Consider the following 16,757-nt stretch of genomic DNA (forward strand, 5'->3'; position numbering starts at 1 on the left):
CTCCTTCAATCGATGCGACCGGGCAGCTGGATGACGCCGGTCTGCGTGAACTCCACGTGCGTGACCTCTGGCCCGAGGAACCGCCGCGCGAGGCGCAGGAAGGGCTCCTGGGCCTCGGTCGTCGCCTCGAAGGCGTAGGTCGGCGTGGCATCGGGCCGCGCGAGCATGCCGCGATCGCTGAGGATGCGATAGACGTCGGCCGCGGTCTCCTCGGCGCTCGAGACGAGCCGCACGTCGGGCCCGGCGACGTAGCCGATCGCGCCGGCCAGCAGCGGGTAGTGCGTGCAGCCGAGCACGAGGGTGTCGGGACCCTCGGCGAGGAGCGGCGCGAGGTAGTCGCGTGCGGCCTCGAGCACCTCGTCCCCGGTCGTGACGCCCGACTCGACGAACTCGACGAAGCGCGGTGCGGCGGCGGCGGCGACGTGCGGCACGCCCGCGTCGGCGAAGGCGCGCTGGTAGGCGCCCGAGCCGATGGTGCCCGCGGTGCCGATGACGCCGATGCGCCCCGACCGGCTCTGCGCGACGGCCGCGCGCACGGCGGGGTGGATGACCTCGATCACGGGGATCCCCATGCCGAGCTCGTAGCGCTCCCGCGCGATGTCGAAGGTGGCGGCCGAGGCCGTGTTGCACGCGATCACGAGCATCTTCACGCCCTGGGCGACGAGCGTGTCGAGCACGTCGAGCGCGAGGTGGCGCACGACGGGCTGCTCGCGCGGGCCGTACGGGCCGTTGGCGGTGTCGCCGATGTAGGTGATCGACTCGGCCGGCAGCTGGTCGATGATCGCCCTGGCCACGGTGAGCCCGCCGACGCCGCTGTCGAAGACTCCGATCGGGCGCTGCACGTCGGCCAGCCTAGTCGCGCGCCGCTCGACCTCGCCGACCGAGCCGCGCTGTGCGCCCCGCGCCCCGTTGTCAGTTCCTCCGGGTATCGTCTGCTCCACGGCGACCGGGAGGAGCCACGCGTGATCGAGTTCGATTCCGTGCGCAAGGAGTACCCCGACGGCACCCTCGCCGTCGCCGACTTCAGCATGCAGGTGCCATCGCACCGCGTCGTCGCCCTCGTCGGCTCGTCCGGCTGCGGGAAGACGACGCTGCTGCGCATGGTGAACCGCATGGTCGAGCCCACGAGCGGCACGGTCAGCATCGACGGCGTCGACGTGCGCTCGATGGATCGCGTCAAGCTGCGCCGCTCGATCGGCTACGTGCTGCAGGCCGGGGGCCTGCTCCCCCACCGCACCGTCGCCGACAACGTCGCGACGGTGCCGATGCTCGAGGGCATGCGGCGCCGCGAGGCTCGCGCGGCTGCGCTCGGCCTGCTCGAGCGCGTCGGGCTCGACGTCGCACTGGCCGACCGCTACCCCGGTCAGCTCTCCGGCGGCCAGCAGCAGCGCGTCGGCGTGGCGCGCGCGCTCGCCGCCGATCCGAACATCCTCTTGATGGATGAGCCGTTCGGTGCGGTCGATCCCATCGTCCGCGACCAGCTGCAGGCCGAGATGCGCACGCTGCAGGCCGACATCGGCAAGACCATCCTGTTCATCACGCACGACATCGACGAGGCGTTCACCCTCGGCGACGAGGTCGTCGTGCTGCGTGCCGGCGCCGAGATCGCGCAGCGCGGCACGCCCGCCGAGATCCTCGCGGCTCCCGCGGACGACTTCGTCGCGAGCTTCGTGGGCGCCGAGACGGCCCGCCGCACGCTCCGCATCCGCACCGTGAACGGGCGCGAGGTCGTCGTCGACGGCGACGACCGGCCCACGGGCGTGCTCGAGTCGTGATGGGTGCCGCTCGGTGAACTGGCTGAGCCAGAACCTGCACATCGTCTGGCAGCTGCTGGGCGATCACCTGCTGCTGTCGATCCCGCCGATCCTGCTGAGCTTCGCCATCTCGGTGCCGCTCGGGCGCCTCGCCGCCGGCAGCCCGCGCTGGCGCACGCCGTTGCTGACGAGCACCGGACTGCTCTACGCCATCCCCGCACTGTCGCTCTTCATCATCATCCCGCCGATCTTCGGCTTCTCACTGCGCTCGCCCGCCACCATGATCACCGCGCTCACCATCTACGGCTGCGCGCTCCTCGTGCGGGGCGCGGCGGATGCGTTCCTGTCGGTGCCCGCAGACGTCAGGCTCGCGGCCGTCGCCTCGGGGCACTCGCGCTGGGCGCTCTTCTGGCGGGTGGAGCTGCCGCTGGCCGGTCCCGTCCTGCTGTCGGCGCTGCGGGTCGTGATCGTCTCGACCGTGAGCCTCGTCACCGTGGGGGCGATCATCGGCATCTCGAGCCTCGGCACGCTCTTCACCGATGGCTTCCAGCGCGGCATCGACGCCTCCATCGTCACCGGCATCGTGCTGACGGTGGTGGTCGCGCTCGTGCTGGACGCGCTGTGCGTGCTCGCCGCGCGCATGCTCATGCCGTGGCGCAAGGTGGTGACTCGCGCGTGAACCTCTTCTTCGACGCGATCCAGTGGATCCTCGACCCCGCCAACTGGCAGGGTCCCGGCAACAACGGGCAGCGCATCCTCGAGCACCTCGGCTTCTCGGGCTCCGTGCTGCTCGCGGCCGCGGTCATCGGCATCCCGATCGGCGCGCTCATCGGCCACACGGGCAAGGGCCGCGGTCTCGTCGTCGCCATCTCCGGCGGAGCGCGGGCACTGCCGACGCTCGGCCTGTTGACGATCTTCGGGCTGGCGCTCGGCATCGGTCTCGAGGCGCCGTTCCTGGCACTGCTGATCCTCGCCCTGCCCCCTGTGCTGGCAGGCGCCTATGCCGGCGTCGAGTCCGTCGACCGCGCGACCGTCGGCGCCGCCAGGGCGATCGGCCTCACGGAGCGCCAGATCTTGACCGGCGTCGAGCTGCCGCTCGCTGCCCCCGTCATCATCGGCGGGCTGCGGTCCGCGGCGCTGCAGGTCGTCTCGACCGCGACGCTCGCCGCCTACATCTCGAACACCGGCATCGGTCGCCCTCTCCTCGCGGGCCTCAAGACGCAGGACTACCCGATGATGCTCGGGGCGTCCATCATGGTCGCACTGCTCTCGCTCGTGGTCGAGCTCCTGTTCCTCATCGTCCAATCCGCGGCTGCGCGCCGCGCCGAACCCCATCGCGCACCATCGGGTGCGACAGAGAGGATCACGACATGAACCACCGCATCCGAAGGGCCGGGCTCTCGATCGCCGCGCTCGGCGCCGCCGGCACGCTGATGGTCGGCTGCGCGAGCGCCGACCCGCTCGAGGAGTCGGGCGAGGCGGCCACCCCGGAGACCAGCGGCACGAGCACCTCGCTCGTCGTCGGCTCGCAGGACTACTACTCGAACGAGATCATCGCCGAGCTCTACGCGCAGGCGCTCGAGGCCGACGGCGTCGAGGTGGAGCGTGAGCTGCGCATCGGCCAGCGCGAGGTCTACATGCCCGAGATCGAGTCGGGCTCGATCGACGTGTTCCCCGAATACACCGGCCCGCTGCTGCAGTACTGGATGGACGAGCCCGCCGAGCGCACGGCCGATGAGGTGTTCGCCGCGCTGACCGAGGCGGCGCCCGAGGGCCTCCGTGTGCTCGACCAGGCCGAGGCCAGCGACCAGGACTCCTACGTTGTCACCCGTGCCTTCGCCGAGGAGCACGACCTCACCACCGTCGCCGACCTCGCGAACGTCGAGGAGCCGCTGACGATGGGCGCGAACTCCGAGGCCGAGACTCGCCCGAACGGCCCGACGGGCCTCGCCGAGGTCTACGGCATCGAAGTCGGCTTCACGCCGATCGAGGACGGCGGCGGCCCGCTCACCATCCAGGCGCTGGAGTCGGGCGACATCCAGCTCGCCATCGTCTACACCGCCGACCCGACGATCGCGCAGAACGACCTGGTCGTGCTCGAGGACACCGAGGGACTCTTCCTCGCCTCGAACGTCGTCCCGGTCGTGAGCGACCGCGTCGACGAGGCCGCGCAGGCGACGATCGACGAGGTGAGCGCGGCGCTCACCGCCGATGTGCTCATCGACCTCAACCGCCGCAGCGTCGAGGAGCAGTCGCCGGCCGCCGACATCGCTGCAGCCTGGCTCGAGGAGCAGGGCCTGCTCGGCTGATCAGTCGCGCAGCATCCGATGCATCGGGATGTTGCCCCATGTCGGGCCCGTCTCGACCTGCTCGTCCAGGTGACGGAAGCCGCGCCGCTCGTAGAAGCGAGCGGCGCGGTCGTTCCCGTCGATAAGCCACAGGTAGTGCGGGCGCACGTCGACGACGGCGTCGTAGAGCACGGCACCGAGACCCGTGCCGTGCATGTCGGCATGGACGTAGAGCCGGTCGAGCTCGCGCTCCGCGGGCGCCGGCACGAAGCCGAGCGAGACCTCCCATGCCGCGGGCGCAGTGCTCGCCGAGGCCACGCCGACGATCCGCTCGCCCTGCCACGCGATCCTGCGCACCGCGTCTCCCGGCTCGGCGAAGGCGCGCGCGAGCCCCACGACGTTCGCCTGCGCGAGCCCGGTCAGCGCGAAGTCGCGCGGCAGCTGACCCGCATAGGTGCGCTGCTGCTCCTCCACCAGGAACATCGCCCACGCGGGCGCATCGTTCGGCGTCGGCGCGCGCAGCTCGACGCCGTCGGGCAGGGTCCTCATCTGGTGCAGCACCCGACCACGCTACCGGCGCTCTCGGCCTGCGGCCGAGCTGGCACCACCTCGCGCAGGCCGTCGTCATAGGCTGGCGATCGTGACCGACACCGCGCTCATGACCGACCGCTACGAGCTGACGATGATCGATGCCGCGCTGCGCAGCGGCACGGCGTTCCGGCCCTCCGTCTTCGAGGTGTTCGCCAGGCGCCTCCCCGGTGCTCGCCGCTACGGCGTCGTCGCCGGCACCGGCCGGTTCCTCGAGCGCCTCGCCGACTTCCGCTTCCGCGACCCCGAGCTGCGCTACTTGCGCGAGAAGCGCGTCGTCTCGGCAGAGCTCATCGACTGGCTCGCCGACTACCGCTTCTCCGGGGACATCCGCGGCTATGCCGAGGGCGAGCTCTACTTCCCCGGCTCTCCCCTGCTCGTGATCGAGGGCTCCTTCGCCGAGGCGGTCGTGCTCGAGACCGTCGCGCTCTCGGTGCTGAACTACGACTCCGCCGTCGCCAACGCCGCGACCCGCATGGCGCGTGCCGCCAAGGGGCGCCCGATCGCCGAGATGGGCTCGCGGCGCGCCAACGAGGAGGCCGCGATCGCCGCCGCTCGCGCTGCCTACATCGCCGGCTTCTCCGCCACCTCGAACCTCGCAGCCGGCGCTCGCTGGGGCATCCCGACGATGGGCACCGCCGCACACTCCTTCACGCTGCTGCACGACTCCGAGGCCCAGGCGTTCCAGGCGCAGATCGACGTGCTGGGCGTGGGCACGACGCTGCTGGTGGACACCTACGACATCGAGCAGGGCATCCGCACCGCCGTCGAGGTCGCGGGCACCGGGCTCGGCGGCATCCGGCTCGACTCCGGCGATCTCGCCGAGGTGGCGGGCGAGGCGCGAGCGCTGCTCGACTCGCTCGGCGCGACCGAGACACGGATCACCGTCACGAGCGACCTCGACGAGTACGCCATCGCGGGTCTCCAGGCCAGCCCCGTGGACGCGTACGGCGTCGGCACGAGCGTCGTGACCGGATCCGGAGCGCCCGCGGCAGGCATGGTCTACAAGCTCGTGGCGCGGCAGGGCGACGACGGCGGATGGGTCGGGGTCGAGAAGCGCTCGGAGGACAAGGCCTCGAAGGGCGGCGAGAAGGTCGCCGTGCGCACGCTGCGCGACGGCGTCGCCGTCGAGGAGACCGTGCTGCTCGGCGACGGCGTCGCCCCCGCGGAAGCGCTGGAGCGCGGGCGCGCGCTGCAGGTCCAGCTCGTCACCGGTGGCGAGATCGACGAGCGCTGGTCGGGCGCGACGGGCGTCGAAGCTGCCCGTGCGAGGCATGCGGCCTCCGTCGAGGAGCTGCCGGCGGATGCGCATCGCCTGGCCCGCGGCGAGCCAGCCATCCCCACCGCCTTCCGCTGAGCCGCCGGTGGCCGGCGCACCGGCTTGACTAGTCGGTGCGGAGCTTCTCGTAGATTGCCTTGCAGGAGGGGCAGATCGGGAACTTCTCGGGGTCGCGCCCCGGCGTCCACTTCTTGCCGCAGAGCGCGCGCACCGGCTTGCCGGAGAGCGCCGACTGCAGGATTTTCTCCTTCTGCACGTAGTGCGAGAAGCGATCGTGGTCGCCGTCCTCCACGGACTCCTCGTTGAGGAGCTTCTCGAGCTCGCGGTCGAGCACATCGGTGCCGCCGCCGGCGCCGATCGTTCCCGGTCCTGCCGTGTCAGGTCCTGTCGTCGTCATGGCTCCATGATCCCACGTCGGTCGCGCGCGCGCTCAGCGCGCTCCCGGGCTGGGTGCGCGAGGATGCTCCTCGGTGCCGCTGGGGGGCGTGCACCTCGATTGCAAGGGGGAACCGATGGGTGAGATCGAACCGAACGAGGATCTCGGCTGGATGATGAAGTCGCTCGAGGGCATCCTCGGCGTGCAGCGGCCGCTCGTCATCAACCACCTGCGCTCGCTGCGCCGCAAGCATCCCGAGCTCACGCCCGCGCAGGTCATCGCGCGCCTCGAGAAGCAGTACCTCACGGCCGTCTCGACCGGCGGTGCCGCGGTCGGCGCGACCGCGGTGGCGCCGGGCATCGGCACCGCGGCCGCGCTCGGGCTCACCGTTGCCGAGACCGTCGGCTTCCTCGAGGCCAGCGCCTTCTTCGGCCAGGCCATCACCGAGGTGCACGGCATCGCGATCGAGGATGAGGAGCGCGCGAAGGCCCTCGTCATGGGTCTCATGCTGGGCGCGGGCGGGCAGTCGCTCGTGAAGCGCGCAGCCGAGCAGGCGCTCGGCCGGGGCGGCGTGCCGGGCAACGCCTACTGGGGCCAGCTCGTGACCTCGGCGATGCCGGCCGGGGCGATGGGCCAGGTCGTGGACTTCCTGCGGCGCGCGTTCCTGCGGCGCATGGCGCGCAACACCGGCGCCTCGATGCTCGGCCGCGCGATGCCGTTCGGCATCGGAGCCGTCATCGGCGGCGTCGGCAACAACATCCTCGGCCGCCAGGTCGTGAAGGCCGCCCGCGAAGCCTTCGGCCCCGCGCCGCTCGCCTTCGACGGAAACCTCGCACCTCGCATCAAGGAGGTGCGGCCGAGCCTCGGCGAGCGCATCAACCAGGCCCGCCAGATCGAGCGCGACGGGCTCGGCGGCGGCCTGCGGCGGCTGCGGGAGCGCGGCTCCGCGAAGGACGCGGCGGCCGGCGACGACCAGTCGCCGCAGGGCCCGCAGGCCGGCTGAGTCGCCGCCGCCAGAGCCGCCCATCACGACAGGACCGCCCGGGCTGACCTCGTCAGCCCGGGCGGTCCTTCGCGGCGCAGCTGCGCCGCCTCACGCGGATCGAGCTCAGGTCAGCTCGCCGAGCGTCACCTGCACCTCGGACTCCTGGCCGTCGCGCAGGTAGGTCACCGCGACCTCGCTGCCGGCGGCGTGCGCCCGCACCTGCGCGGTCGCGTCGATCGCGCCGGTGACCGACTGCCCGTCGATGCTCGTGATGACATCGCCCGACCGCAAGCCTGCCTCCGCTGCCGCACCGCCGTCGCTCAGCTCCTGCACCTGCGCGCCGACGTTGCCGACGGAGGCGTCGGTCACGTCGCTGACGGTGGCGCCCAGCAGACCGTGCGTCGCCTCACCGGTCGAGATGATCTCGTCGACCACGCGCTGCACGAGGCTCGCCTCGACGGCGAAGCCGATGCCGATCGAGCCGCCCGTCTCGGCATCCGACGAGCCCATGCTCGCGATCGCGACGTTCACCCCGAGCAGCTGCCCTGAGGCGTTCAGCAGCGCGCCGCCCGAGTTGCCGGGGTTGATCGACGCATCCGTCTGCACCACCGGGATGGAGATCTCCTCCTGCGCGGCCTGGGCGCCGTTCTCCTGCCAGAAGCCGAAGGGCGACTGCTCGCTCTGCTGCTCGTCCTCCCCCTCGGGCGCGGCGCTCGAAGCGATGCGGAGGCCGCGGTCGACCGCAGAGACGATGCCGTCGGTCACCGAGTTGGACAGGCCGAGCGGTGCGCCGATCGCGATCGCCGTCTCACCCACCCGCACGTCGTCGCTCGAGGCGAAGGTGACGACGGGCAGATCGGCGTCCACCTTGATGACAGCGAGGTCGACCACCGGGTCGGTGCCGACGATCTCGGCCGCCAGCAGGCGCCCGTCGCTCGTCTCGACCGTGATCGTCGCATCCGCGGTCTGGCCGGAGAGCGTGACGACGTGGTTGTTGGTGACGATGTAGCCGTCGGCAGCGATCGCGACCCCCGACCCCTCACCCGATCCGGCGCGCGAGACGGCCTGCACGGTGACGACGGATGGGCCGGCAGCGGCCGCGACGTCGGCGACCGTCCCCGAGTCGGAGACCGCCTCGCTCGCCTGGCCGCCGGCCTCCGGCGCCGCCTGTGTCTGCGGCTGCTGCTGGCTGCCGGCGAGCGCGCCCCCGCCGAAGCCTGCTGCTCCCCCCAGGAGAGCGGCCGCGACGAGCGACCCGGCGACGATCCCGGTGCGACGGCGCGGGCGCTCGGCGGCGCTGGGAGCGCTCGCCGCCGCGGATCCCTGCGCGGAGGGCGGGCCGTAGCTCGGCGCGCTCGCGAAGGTGCCGCCGTTCGAGTACATCGGCGCGTATGCCTGCGTGGCGGCATCGCGCTGCGGCTGCGGCTCGGCGTGCTCCTCAGCCTGCGGCTGCGGCTGCGGCTGCGTCGGCCACGGAGCGGGCGCCTGCCACCGCTGCCACTGCTCGCCGGTCGGTCCCTGGCCCTGCGGCACCTGCTGGTCGTGCCCGGGCTGCTGGGCCGGCTGCTGCTGACCTCTGGGCGCCATCGGATTGGGCACGTGATCGTACGGGTTCGTCATGACCTCTACGGTGTCACCCGAATCCATGCGATTCCTACGTGATCGCGATGTCGGCCGTTCGGAACCTGTGGGAACCGGGTAGCGTCGGGATCATGGAGCAGTCACCCTGGCAGCGAGCCGCCGCGGGTGCGGGACTGCTCGGTGCCGATGGTCGGCTGGCGCCGACGATCTTCGCCGAGATGACCGCCCTCGCCACCAAGACGGGAGCCCTCAACCTCGGTCAGGGCTTCCCGGACGAGGACGGCCCGCGCGCCGTGCTCGATGCGGCGAAGCACGCGATCGACCACGGCCGCAATCAGTACGGTCCGGGCAGGGGCGCCCCCGAGCTGATCGACGCGATCATCGAGCACCAGCGCCGGTTCTACGGCATCGGCCTCGGCCGCAGCGACGTGCTCGTCACCGCCGGAGCCACCGAGGGCCTGGCCGCCACGCTGCTGGCCTACCTGCAGCCCGGCGACGAGGTCATCGTCTTCGAGCCCTACTACGACGCCTACGCGGCGATCGTCGCCCTCGCCGGCGGCGTACTCGTGCCCGTCCCGCTCGCCGCGCCGGACTTCCAACCCGACATCGAGCGGTTGCAGCGCGCCGCGACGCCGCGCACGAAGATGCTGATCGTCAACTCGCCGCACAACCCCACCGGCTCGGTCTTCACCGAGGAGACCATGCGGCACATCATCCGGGTCGCAGAGCGCCGCGACGCGATCATCGTGACCGACGAGGTCTACGAGCACCTCGTCTACGACGACCAGCACGTGCCGCTCGCCTCCTTCAGCGCGGCGCGCGAGCGACTCGTCTCCATCTCGTCGGCCGGCAAGACCTTCTCGGTCACCGGGTGGAAGATCGGGTGGGTGATGTCGACCCCCGAGCGCATCGCGCAGATCAGCGCCGTCAAGCAGTACCTCACGTTCGTCAACGGCGCGCCCTTCCAGCCCGCCGTAGCCGCAGGACTCCGGCTGCCCGACGAGCACTACGACACGATCGTCGCCTCCTTCGCCCGCAAGCGCGACATCCTCACCCGCGGGCTGCGCAACGCGGGCTTCGCCGTCCACGACGCCAACGCCGGCTACTTCGTGCTCGCCGACGCGGCGCCGCTGGGCATCGACGACGCGACCGCGCTCTCGCGGCGGCTGCCGGAGCTCGTCGGCGTCGTCGGCGTGCCGCTCTCGGCCTTCGCGCGTCCCTCGCGGCGCGACCTGCGCTCGACCATGCGCTTCGCCTTTTGCAAGTCCGACGACATGCTCCGCGACGCCTCAGAGCGCCTCGCGGGGCTCAGGGGCGCCGAGCTGCAGCACACGGCCCAGGAAGCCGGCCGCGCGTCGGCCACGATCGCGTGAGTCAGCTGACGCGGTAGCGCCTGTTCGCGAGCGAGGGGTTGCGCAGCCGCGTCCGCTCGATCGCACCGGGGTCGATGGGCGCGATGGCGATGCCCTCCTCGTCGCCGAGCGCGGCGAGCGGGACGCCCATCGGGTCGACGATGAGCGAGCAGCCGACACCCAGCGGTGGCGCCTGATCCGCCGCGACGACGTGCACGGTCGACTCGATCGCGCGCGCCGTGACGAGCGTCGTCCAGTGGCGCTCCTTCTGCGGGCCGCGCACCCACTCCGCAGGCACGACGATGAGGTCGGCCCCCGCATCCACGAGCCGCCTCGTCATCTCGGGGAAGCGCAGGTCGTAGCAGGTCTGGATGCCGATGCGGGTGCCGAACGCGTCCACGACCGGGCTCTGCGCCGGGTCGCCGGCCGTCAGCCAGTCCGACTCGCTCGAGCCGAAGGCGTCGTAGAGGTGGACCTTGCGGTAGGCGATGCGGATGCCCTGGTCGTCGACCGCGACGACGGTGTTCGAGACGCCCGCGTCGAGACGCTCCACGAGGCCCGCGATCACCAGCGCGCCGTGCGCGGTCGCGCGCTCCTGCAGCATCGCCACGAAGGGCCCGTCGAGCGGCTCAGCGACGGCCGGCGCGGTCGCCGCGAGGTCGCTCGAGCAGTGCTGCGAGTACTCCGGCAGCACGATGAGCCGCGCACCGCGCGCAGCCGCCCGGTCGATCCAGCTCGCTGCCTGCTCCCGGTTCTCCTCCGGGTCTGCGCCCGGCGCCCACTGCACTGCAGCAGCCAGGAGCACAGCCGTCCCCACCGCATCCGACGCACCCATGGGGCCAACCCTACGGGCTGCCCCAGCCTCTGGGCGCTCGCTAGCCCTGCATGTCCTCGAGCTCCATGCCCTTCGTCTCCGGCACCTTCCACAGCACGAAGAAGAACGACAGGGCGGCGAAGAAGGTGTAGAAGCCGTAGGCGAAGGTGAGCCCGATGTCGGCCATCGCCGGGAACGTGGTCGAGATCGCGAAGTTGGCCACCCACTGCGCCGCGGCTGCCACCGCGAGCGCCGATGCGCGGATGCGGTTGGGGAACATCTCGCCCAGCAGCACCCAGACGAGCGGGCCCCACGTGGCGCCGAAGAAGACCACGAACAGGTTGGCGCCCAGCAGCGCGACGATCGACCAGGGCGGGCCGAGCTCCACCGACTGCGAGCCGTCGGCACCCGTGGCCAGCTCGCCGAAGGAGAACGCCAGCGCCATGGCGCCGAGCGCGAGCGTCATGCCGACCGAGCCCACGAGCAGCATCTTGCGGCGTCCGACGCGGTCGACGAGCATGATCGCCACGATCGTCGTCGCGATGTTGATGACGGAGGTGATCACGCTCGTCAGGAGCGCTGTGGACTCGTCGAAGCCGACCGAGCGCCACAGCGTCGTCGAGTAGTAGAAGATCACGTTGATGCCGACGAACTGCTGGAACACCGACAGCAGGATGCCGACCCAGACGATCGGTCGGAGGCCGAAGGAGCTGCCGCGCAGGTCAGCCATCGACTCGCGGTCCTCCCGCTCGAGCGAGACCCGGATCTGCTCGATCTTCAGGTTGACGTCGGTCTCCCCCGTGAAGTCCAGCAGCACCTGCGAGGCCTTGTCGTACTCGCCGCGCGCGACGAGGAAGCGCGGCGACTCCGGCAGTCGCAGCGCCATCACTCCGTAGACGATCGCGGGCACCGCCTCGGCCATGAACATCCAGCGCCACGCCTGCATGTCGAACCAGAGGATCTCCGCGGAGCCGCCCGCGATCTGGGCGAGCCAGGCGTTCGACAGCAGCGCGGTGAAGATGCCGCTCACGATCGCGAGCTGCTGCAGCGAGCCGAGCCGGCCGCGGACGCGAGCCGGTGAGACCTCGGCGATGTAGGCGGGAGCGATCACGCTGGCGGCGCCCACGCCGAAGCCGCCGACGACGCGCCACGCGATGAGGTCCCAGACCCCGAAGGCGAGGCCGGAGCCGATCGCCGAGACGAGGAAGAGCACGGCGGCGGCGACCATCACCGGGATGCGCCCGTAGCGGTTGGCCGCGGTGCCCGCGAACCAGGCGCCGATCGCGCAGCCGATCAGCGCGGACGAGACGCTGAAACCGGTCAACCCCGTCTCGAGCGCGAACTCCCCGGCGAGGGCGTTGACGGCGCCGTTGATGACGGCGGTGTCGAAGCCGAACAGGAATCCGCCGAGCGCCGCGGCGATGGCGATGCCGATCACCCGGCCCTGCAGGCGGTTGTAGCTCTCGGTCATGTGCGCTCCTTCGGGCATCCGGGACGCCACTCTGGCACACCAGGGTGGTGCGGGGCACGGCGCACTGTCAGGATCGGAGCGACGAAGGGAGCAGGATGCTCGTCGCATTCTCCGTAGCACCGGCGACAGCCGGACCCGACGGCTCGGTGCACGATGCCGTCGCCGCAGCCGTGCAGGTGGTCCGCGAGAGCGGGCTGCCGCATCGCACCGATGCCATGTTCACGACCATCGAGGGCGAGTGGGACGCGGTGTTCGACGTCGTGCGCCGCGCGACCGACGCGGTGCTGGCGCACTCGCCGCGCGCTTCCCTCGTCATCAAGGCCGACATCCGGCCCGGATGGACAGACGAGCTCGACGGCAAGGTCGTCAGGCTCGAACGAGCCCTGGAGGGGGACGCATGAGATCAGAGCTGTTCGCTGAGGCGAATCAGGAGCGCCAGTCGACCGAGCGCTGGGTGAAGCAGTCGAGCAAGATGCTCCGCATCAACGTCTCCGGCGGTCGCGACGTGCTCTCCGCCAAGGGTGCGATGGTCGCCTATCAGGGACAGATCGAGTTCCAGCACGAGGGCGCCGGCGCCGGCCGCATGCTGAAGAAGCTCGTCACGGGCGAGGGCACGTCCCTGATGCGGATGCGCGGTGAGGGCGAGGTGTTCGTCGCGCGCGACGCGGCGAACGTGTTCACCGTGCAACTCGAGGAGGAGGGGCTGTCGGTCAACGGGAAGAACCTGCTCGCCTTCGACCCCGAGCTGCAGTGGGACATCAAGATGCTGCGCAGCGGCAACATCATGGCCGGCGGGCTCTTCAACGTCGAGGTCGGGGGCACCGGCACGGTCGGCATCTCGTGCGAGGGGCAGCCGCTGCTGCTCGACTGCTCGCGGCAGCCGACCTTCGTCGACCCGAACGCGGCCGTGTGCTGGTCGTCGAGCCTCAGCCCCTCGGTCGTGAACAGCATGAACATGCGCTCGATGCTGCGCGGCGGCTCCGGCGAGGCGTTCCAGCTCGCGTTCCACGGCCCGGGCTTCGTGGTGGTGCAGCCCAGCGAGGGCCGCCCGGAGCTGTCGGGCGCGAACGGCGGCAGCCGGTAGGCCCGCCTCCGGCCTGCTTGGCCGGAGATGCAGAAGAGGCGCCCTCTCGGGCGCCTCTTCTGTGTGCCGCAGTTCGCGGACTTCTTGTTGCGGGGACAGGATTTGAACCTGCGACCTCCGGGTTATGAGCCCGGCGAGCTACCGAGCTGCTCCACCCCGCGGCACAAGAAGAGACGTTACCAGTCCTCGCGCCGCGGGGCAAATCCGCTAGGGCGCCGTGGTCTCCTGCGGCTCCTCAGAGGCCTCCGGAGCGGCAGGATCCTCGGGTGCCGGGGTCTCGCCCGTCTCCCCCTGGATCTGCGCGGAGAGCTCGAGCGCCTCGGCGAGCGCCGCCGTGAGCCGCTCGTCGGCCTCCGCCGCCGCGACCAGGTCGTTCTCGGCGTACGCGGCCTGGCGCTCCTGGAGCGCCGCGCCAGCGGCCTCCACCGCGGCGTCGAGCTGCGCCTGCAGGCTGCCCTCGGGCGCGGGCTCCTCGCCGGGCTCCTCGCCCTCCTCGCCAGGAGCGGCGGGGTCGACGCCCGAGTCGCCCGCCTCCGCGCCGGAGTCGCCGCCGAAGAGCGCGTCGAGCGCTTCGTCCAGGGTGTCCTCGAAGGCGATGTCGTCACCGAAGGCCACGAGGATCTTGCGGAGCACCGGGAACGATGTCGCACCCGTGGACTGCAGGTAGACCGGCTGCACGTAGAGCAGGCCGCCGCCGACCGGCAGCGTCAGGAGGTTGCCGTTGATGACCTCGGAAGCGCCCTGGCGCAGCAGGTTGAGCTGCTGCGAGACCGCGTCGTCGGTGTCGAAGGTGTTCTGCACCTGACCCGGCCCCGGGATCGATCTGTCCTTCGGCAGCATCTGCAGCGTCAGCTGCCCATAGCTGTCCGCGACCTCGCCAGCGGTGCCGCCGGCGTCGGCGTTGACCGACAGGTAGCCGTAGAGCACGTTGCGGCCGTCCCTCGGGATGAAGGTCGAGTACAGCGTGAACGCCGGGTCCTGCCCGTCGACCGACATGGTGAGGTAGAACGGCGGCTGCAGCGGAGACGTCGTCTCCGCGGAGCCCTCGGTCGGGTCGTTCGGCGTCGCCCACTGGTCGTCGCCCGAGAAGAAGGTCCCCGGGTTCGTCACGTGGTAGTCGCCGAGGATCGAGCGCTGCAGCTTGAACATGTCGGCCGGGTAGCGCACGTGGCTCATGAGCTCGCCCGACATCTCGCTGATCGGCCTGATCGTGCCGGGGTAGATCTCGTTCCACGCCTGCAGGATCGGGTCCTCCGCATCCCACGCGTAGAGCGTGACGGAGCCGTCGTAGGCGTTCACGACCGCCTTGACGGAGTTGCGCACGTAGTTGATGACGTCGCCGATGGGCGGCGTCTGGTTGGTCGAGTCTGCGATCGCCTGCTGCACCGAGCGGTGCGACGAGTAGGGGTAGCTCGACGCGGTCGTCATGCCGTCGACGATCCAGACGAGCTCCTCGTCCACGATCGCCGGGTAGGTGTCGCTGTCGAGCGTCAGCCACGGCGCGACCTCTGCCACGCGCTGGAGCGGGTCGCGGTCGTAGAGGATCTGGGACTCGTCGGTGACGGCATCCGAGAGCACGATCTGCTCGGACTGGAACTTCAGCGCGTAGACGAGCCGGTTGAAGATGTTGTCGAGCCTCGGCCCGCCCTCGCCCGCGAAGGTGGTCTCGGCGTTGCCGCTCCCCTCCTCGCTCGAGCGCGGGTAGTCGAGCTCGAGGTTGCCGGGCGCGCCGACGATCGAGTAGTCGGGCATCGACTCGCCGAAGTAGACGCGCGGCTCGTAGTCGCCGAGGGCACCCGTGGTCGGGATGCCTGCCTGCATGAAGACCGGCTGCCCCTCGGGCCCGCGCTGGTTGCCGTAGGCCGCCACGACGCCGTAGCCGTGCGTGTAGACGATGTGGCGGTTGTACCAGCTGTCCTCGTCCAGGCCGGAGAGGTCGAGCTCGCGCACCGCGATGACCGTGTCCTGCGTCTGCCCGTCGATCTCGTAGCGGTCGACGTCGAGCTGGTCGCGGAAGCCGTAGTACTGGCGGTACTCCTGCAGGTTCGCGAACGCGTCCGTGACGAGCGCGGGGTCGATGATGCGGATGTTCGCGGTCGTCTCCGCGTCCTCCCGCAGCGCTCCGGGCTCAGCGTCCGTGCGCGCATCCGACGCCGTCTCGACCATCTCGTCGACGCCCCACGCGGAGCGGGTGGCGTCGATGTTGCGCTGGATGTACTCGGCCTCAAGGGTCCTGGCGCTCGGGTCGACGTTGAAGCGCTGCATGATCGCCGGGTAGGCGACGCCGACGACGAGCGAGGCCGCGATCAGCAGGCCGGTGCCGACGATCGCGATGCGCCAGCGGCCGATGATCGCCGTGACGATGAAGAAGAGCGCGACGACGCCCGCGATGCCGGCGAGGATCTGCGCGCCGGGGATCGCGGCGTTGACCTCGGTCCAGCCGGCGCCGGTCGCCAGGAAGCCCTGCGACGTCTGCGCGAGCGAGGCGTACTGGCCGAGCCAGATCGAGACGCCGAGCACGAGCATGTAGAGCGCGCCGATGACGGCGAGCTGGATGCGCGCGGAGCGCGAGATGCGCACCTCGCGGCCCGTCACGCGGATGGCGCCGTAGAGGTAGGCGGTCGCGAGGGTCGCGGCGCCGCAGATGAAGAGCACTGCGAGCGCGAAGCCGACGATCTGCTGGTAGAAGGGCAGCTCGAAGATGTAGAAGCCCACGTCGAGGCCGAACTGCGGGTCGACCTCACCGAACGGGCGGCGGTGCAGCCACAGCTGCGCGGTCTCCCACTGCGAGGCGGCTGCGACGCCCGAGAAGAGGCCGAGAGCGACGGGCGCAGCCCACATGACGAGCTTGCGCAGCGGCTCGACGAGCTCCTGGTAGCGGTCGAGCTGCGAGTTGAGCTGGGCGTAGACCGGGCGCGAGCGGAAGGCGATCTGCACCGCGAGCGCGAGCGGCACGGCCATCGCGACGAAGCCGATCGCGAACATCGTGGCGATCGACAGCCAGCGCGTCTGGAGCACCTGCACGAAGCCCAGCTGGTCGAACCAGAGGACATCGGCATAGAAGCCCGAGAACAGCACGAAGGCGCCGATGATGGCGGCCACGATCAGGACGGTGATCAGCAGCGGCGACGGCCGCTGCCTCCCGGTGGTCGCTGCGGTGGGTCGTTCGGCGTTGGCAGACACGT

Annotated in this window: 16 protein-coding genes and 1 tRNA gene; 9 read left to right on the plus strand and 8 right to left on the minus strand. The window is 71.1% G+C overall.

Features of this window, described 5'->3' with window-relative positions; all coding sequences use genetic code 11:
* Positions 1-5: 5 nt before the first annotated feature.
* On the minus strand, positions 6-842 hold the full coding sequence (gene murI, locus BQ6202_RS07915; protein ID WP_072313860.1) for a glutamate racemase: 837 nt from the start codon (positions 840-842) through the stop codon (positions 6-8).
* 120 nt (positions 843-962) lie between these two features.
* On the opposite strand from murI, the gene BQ6202_RS07920 reads away from it, so the two are divergent.
* The 4 genes from BQ6202_RS07920 to BQ6202_RS07935 are packed head-to-tail and all read left to right on the plus strand — an operon-like array spanning position 963 to position 4,063.
* Positions 963-1,775: an ABC transporter ATP-binding protein gene (locus BQ6202_RS07920; protein WP_072313861.1), complete on the plus strand. Its 813-nt coding sequence runs from the start codon at positions 963-965 to the stop codon at positions 1,773-1,775.
* A gap of 13 nt (positions 1,776-1,788) precedes the next feature.
* Positions 1,789-2,433, plus strand: coding sequence for an ABC transporter permease (locus BQ6202_RS07925; RefSeq protein ID WP_072313862.1), 645 nt, complete (start codon positions 1,789-1,791; stop codon positions 2,431-2,433).
* Positions 2,406-3,128 (plus strand): ABC transporter permease, encoded by a 723-nt coding sequence (locus tag BQ6202_RS07930; protein WP_234946155.1) that lies wholly within the window; start codon positions 2,406-2,408, stop codon positions 3,126-3,128. Before BQ6202_RS07925 ends, BQ6202_RS07930 begins: the two co-directional genes overlap by 28 nt.
* Positions 3,125-4,063 (plus strand): ABC transporter substrate-binding protein, encoded by a 939-nt coding sequence (locus tag BQ6202_RS07935; RefSeq protein WP_072313863.1) that lies wholly within the window; start codon positions 3,125-3,127, stop codon positions 4,061-4,063. Before BQ6202_RS07930 ends, BQ6202_RS07935 begins: the two co-directional genes overlap by 4 nt.
* Here the strand turns inward: BQ6202_RS07935 and BQ6202_RS07940 are convergent, their stop codons facing one another.
* The gene (locus BQ6202_RS07940) at positions 4,064-4,603 is read right to left on the minus strand and encodes a GNAT family N-acetyltransferase (protein ID WP_143143677.1); all 540 of its coding nucleotides are present in this window, start codon (positions 4,601-4,603) and stop codon (positions 4,064-4,066) included.
* 76 nt (positions 4,604-4,679) lie between these two features.
* On the opposite strand from BQ6202_RS07940, the gene BQ6202_RS07945 reads away from it, so the two are divergent.
* Positions 4,680-5,987, plus strand: coding sequence for a nicotinate phosphoribosyltransferase (locus BQ6202_RS07945; protein WP_072314014.1), 1,308 nt, complete (start codon positions 4,680-4,682; stop codon positions 5,985-5,987).
* Positions 5,988-6,015: 28 nt separating this feature from the next.
* On the opposite strand, the gene BQ6202_RS07950 is transcribed toward BQ6202_RS07945, so the two are convergent.
* Complete coding sequence (locus BQ6202_RS07950; protein WP_072313865.1) at positions 6,016-6,306, minus strand: DUF3039 domain-containing protein; 291 nt, start codon at positions 6,304-6,306, stop codon at positions 6,016-6,018.
* 115 nt (positions 6,307-6,421) lie between these two features.
* Between BQ6202_RS07950 and BQ6202_RS07955 the strand changes: the two genes are divergently transcribed.
* The gene (locus BQ6202_RS07955; protein WP_072313866.1) at positions 6,422-7,288 is read left to right on the plus strand and encodes a hypothetical protein; all 867 of its coding nucleotides are present in this window, start codon (positions 6,422-6,424) and stop codon (positions 7,286-7,288) included.
* Between the two features lie 105 nt (positions 7,289-7,393).
* Here the strand turns inward: BQ6202_RS07955 and BQ6202_RS07960 are convergent, their stop codons facing one another.
* The gene (locus tag BQ6202_RS07960) at positions 7,394-8,890 is read right to left on the minus strand and encodes a S1C family serine protease (protein WP_072313867.1); all 1,497 of its coding nucleotides are present in this window, start codon (positions 8,888-8,890) and stop codon (positions 7,394-7,396) included.
* Between the two features lie 92 nt (positions 8,891-8,982).
* On the opposite strand from BQ6202_RS07960, the gene BQ6202_RS07965 reads away from it, so the two are divergent.
* Positions 8,983-10,224, plus strand: a complete 1,242-nt coding sequence (locus tag BQ6202_RS07965) for an aminotransferase class I/II-fold pyridoxal phosphate-dependent enzyme (RefSeq protein WP_083587086.1) — start codon at positions 8,983-8,985, stop codon at positions 10,222-10,224.
* Position 10,225: 1 nt separating this feature from the next.
* Here the strand turns inward: BQ6202_RS07965 and BQ6202_RS07970 are convergent, their stop codons facing one another.
* Both BQ6202_RS07970 and BQ6202_RS07975 read right to left on the minus strand, forming a co-directional pair.
* Positions 10,226-11,038 carry a carbon-nitrogen hydrolase family protein gene (locus tag BQ6202_RS07970; RefSeq protein WP_072313868.1) on the minus strand — a complete coding sequence of 271 codons (813 nt, stop codon included), beginning with the start codon at positions 11,036-11,038 and terminating at the stop codon, positions 10,226-10,228.
* Positions 11,039-11,078: 40 nt separating this feature from the next.
* Positions 11,079-12,488 (minus strand): sugar porter family MFS transporter, encoded by a 1,410-nt coding sequence (locus BQ6202_RS07975; RefSeq protein ID WP_072313869.1) that lies wholly within the window; start codon positions 12,486-12,488, stop codon positions 11,079-11,081.
* A gap of 95 nt (positions 12,489-12,583) precedes the next feature.
* Here BQ6202_RS07975 and BQ6202_RS07980 point away from each other — a divergent pair, with 95 nt between their 5' ends.
* Positions 12,584-12,889, plus strand: a complete 306-nt coding sequence (locus tag BQ6202_RS07980; protein WP_072313870.1) for a thiamine-binding protein — start codon at positions 12,584-12,586, stop codon at positions 12,887-12,889.
* Entirely contained in the window at positions 12,886-13,572 is a 687-nt protein-coding gene (locus tag BQ6202_RS07985) for an AIM24 family protein (protein WP_072313871.1), read from the plus strand. The genes BQ6202_RS07980 and BQ6202_RS07985 overlap by 4 nt, the downstream gene beginning before the upstream one ends.
* An 87-nt stretch (positions 13,573-13,659) precedes the next feature.
* On the opposite strand, the gene BQ6202_RS07990 is transcribed toward BQ6202_RS07985, so the two are convergent.
* Together BQ6202_RS07990 and BQ6202_RS07995 are read right to left on the minus strand one after the other, a co-directional pair.
* Positions 13,660-13,733: transfer RNA gene (locus tag BQ6202_RS07990), tRNA-Met, on the minus strand.
* 46 nt (positions 13,734-13,779) lie between these two features.
* Complete coding sequence (locus BQ6202_RS07995) at positions 13,780-16,755, minus strand: UPF0182 family membrane protein (RefSeq protein ID WP_072313872.1); 2,976 nt, start codon at positions 16,753-16,755, stop codon at positions 13,780-13,782.
* Positions 16,756-16,757 lie beyond the last annotated feature (2 nt).

Source organism: Agrococcus sp. Marseille-P2731 (assembly GCF_900117395.1).
Lineage (GTDB): Bacteria > Actinomycetota > Actinomycetes > Actinomycetales > Microbacteriaceae > Agrococcus.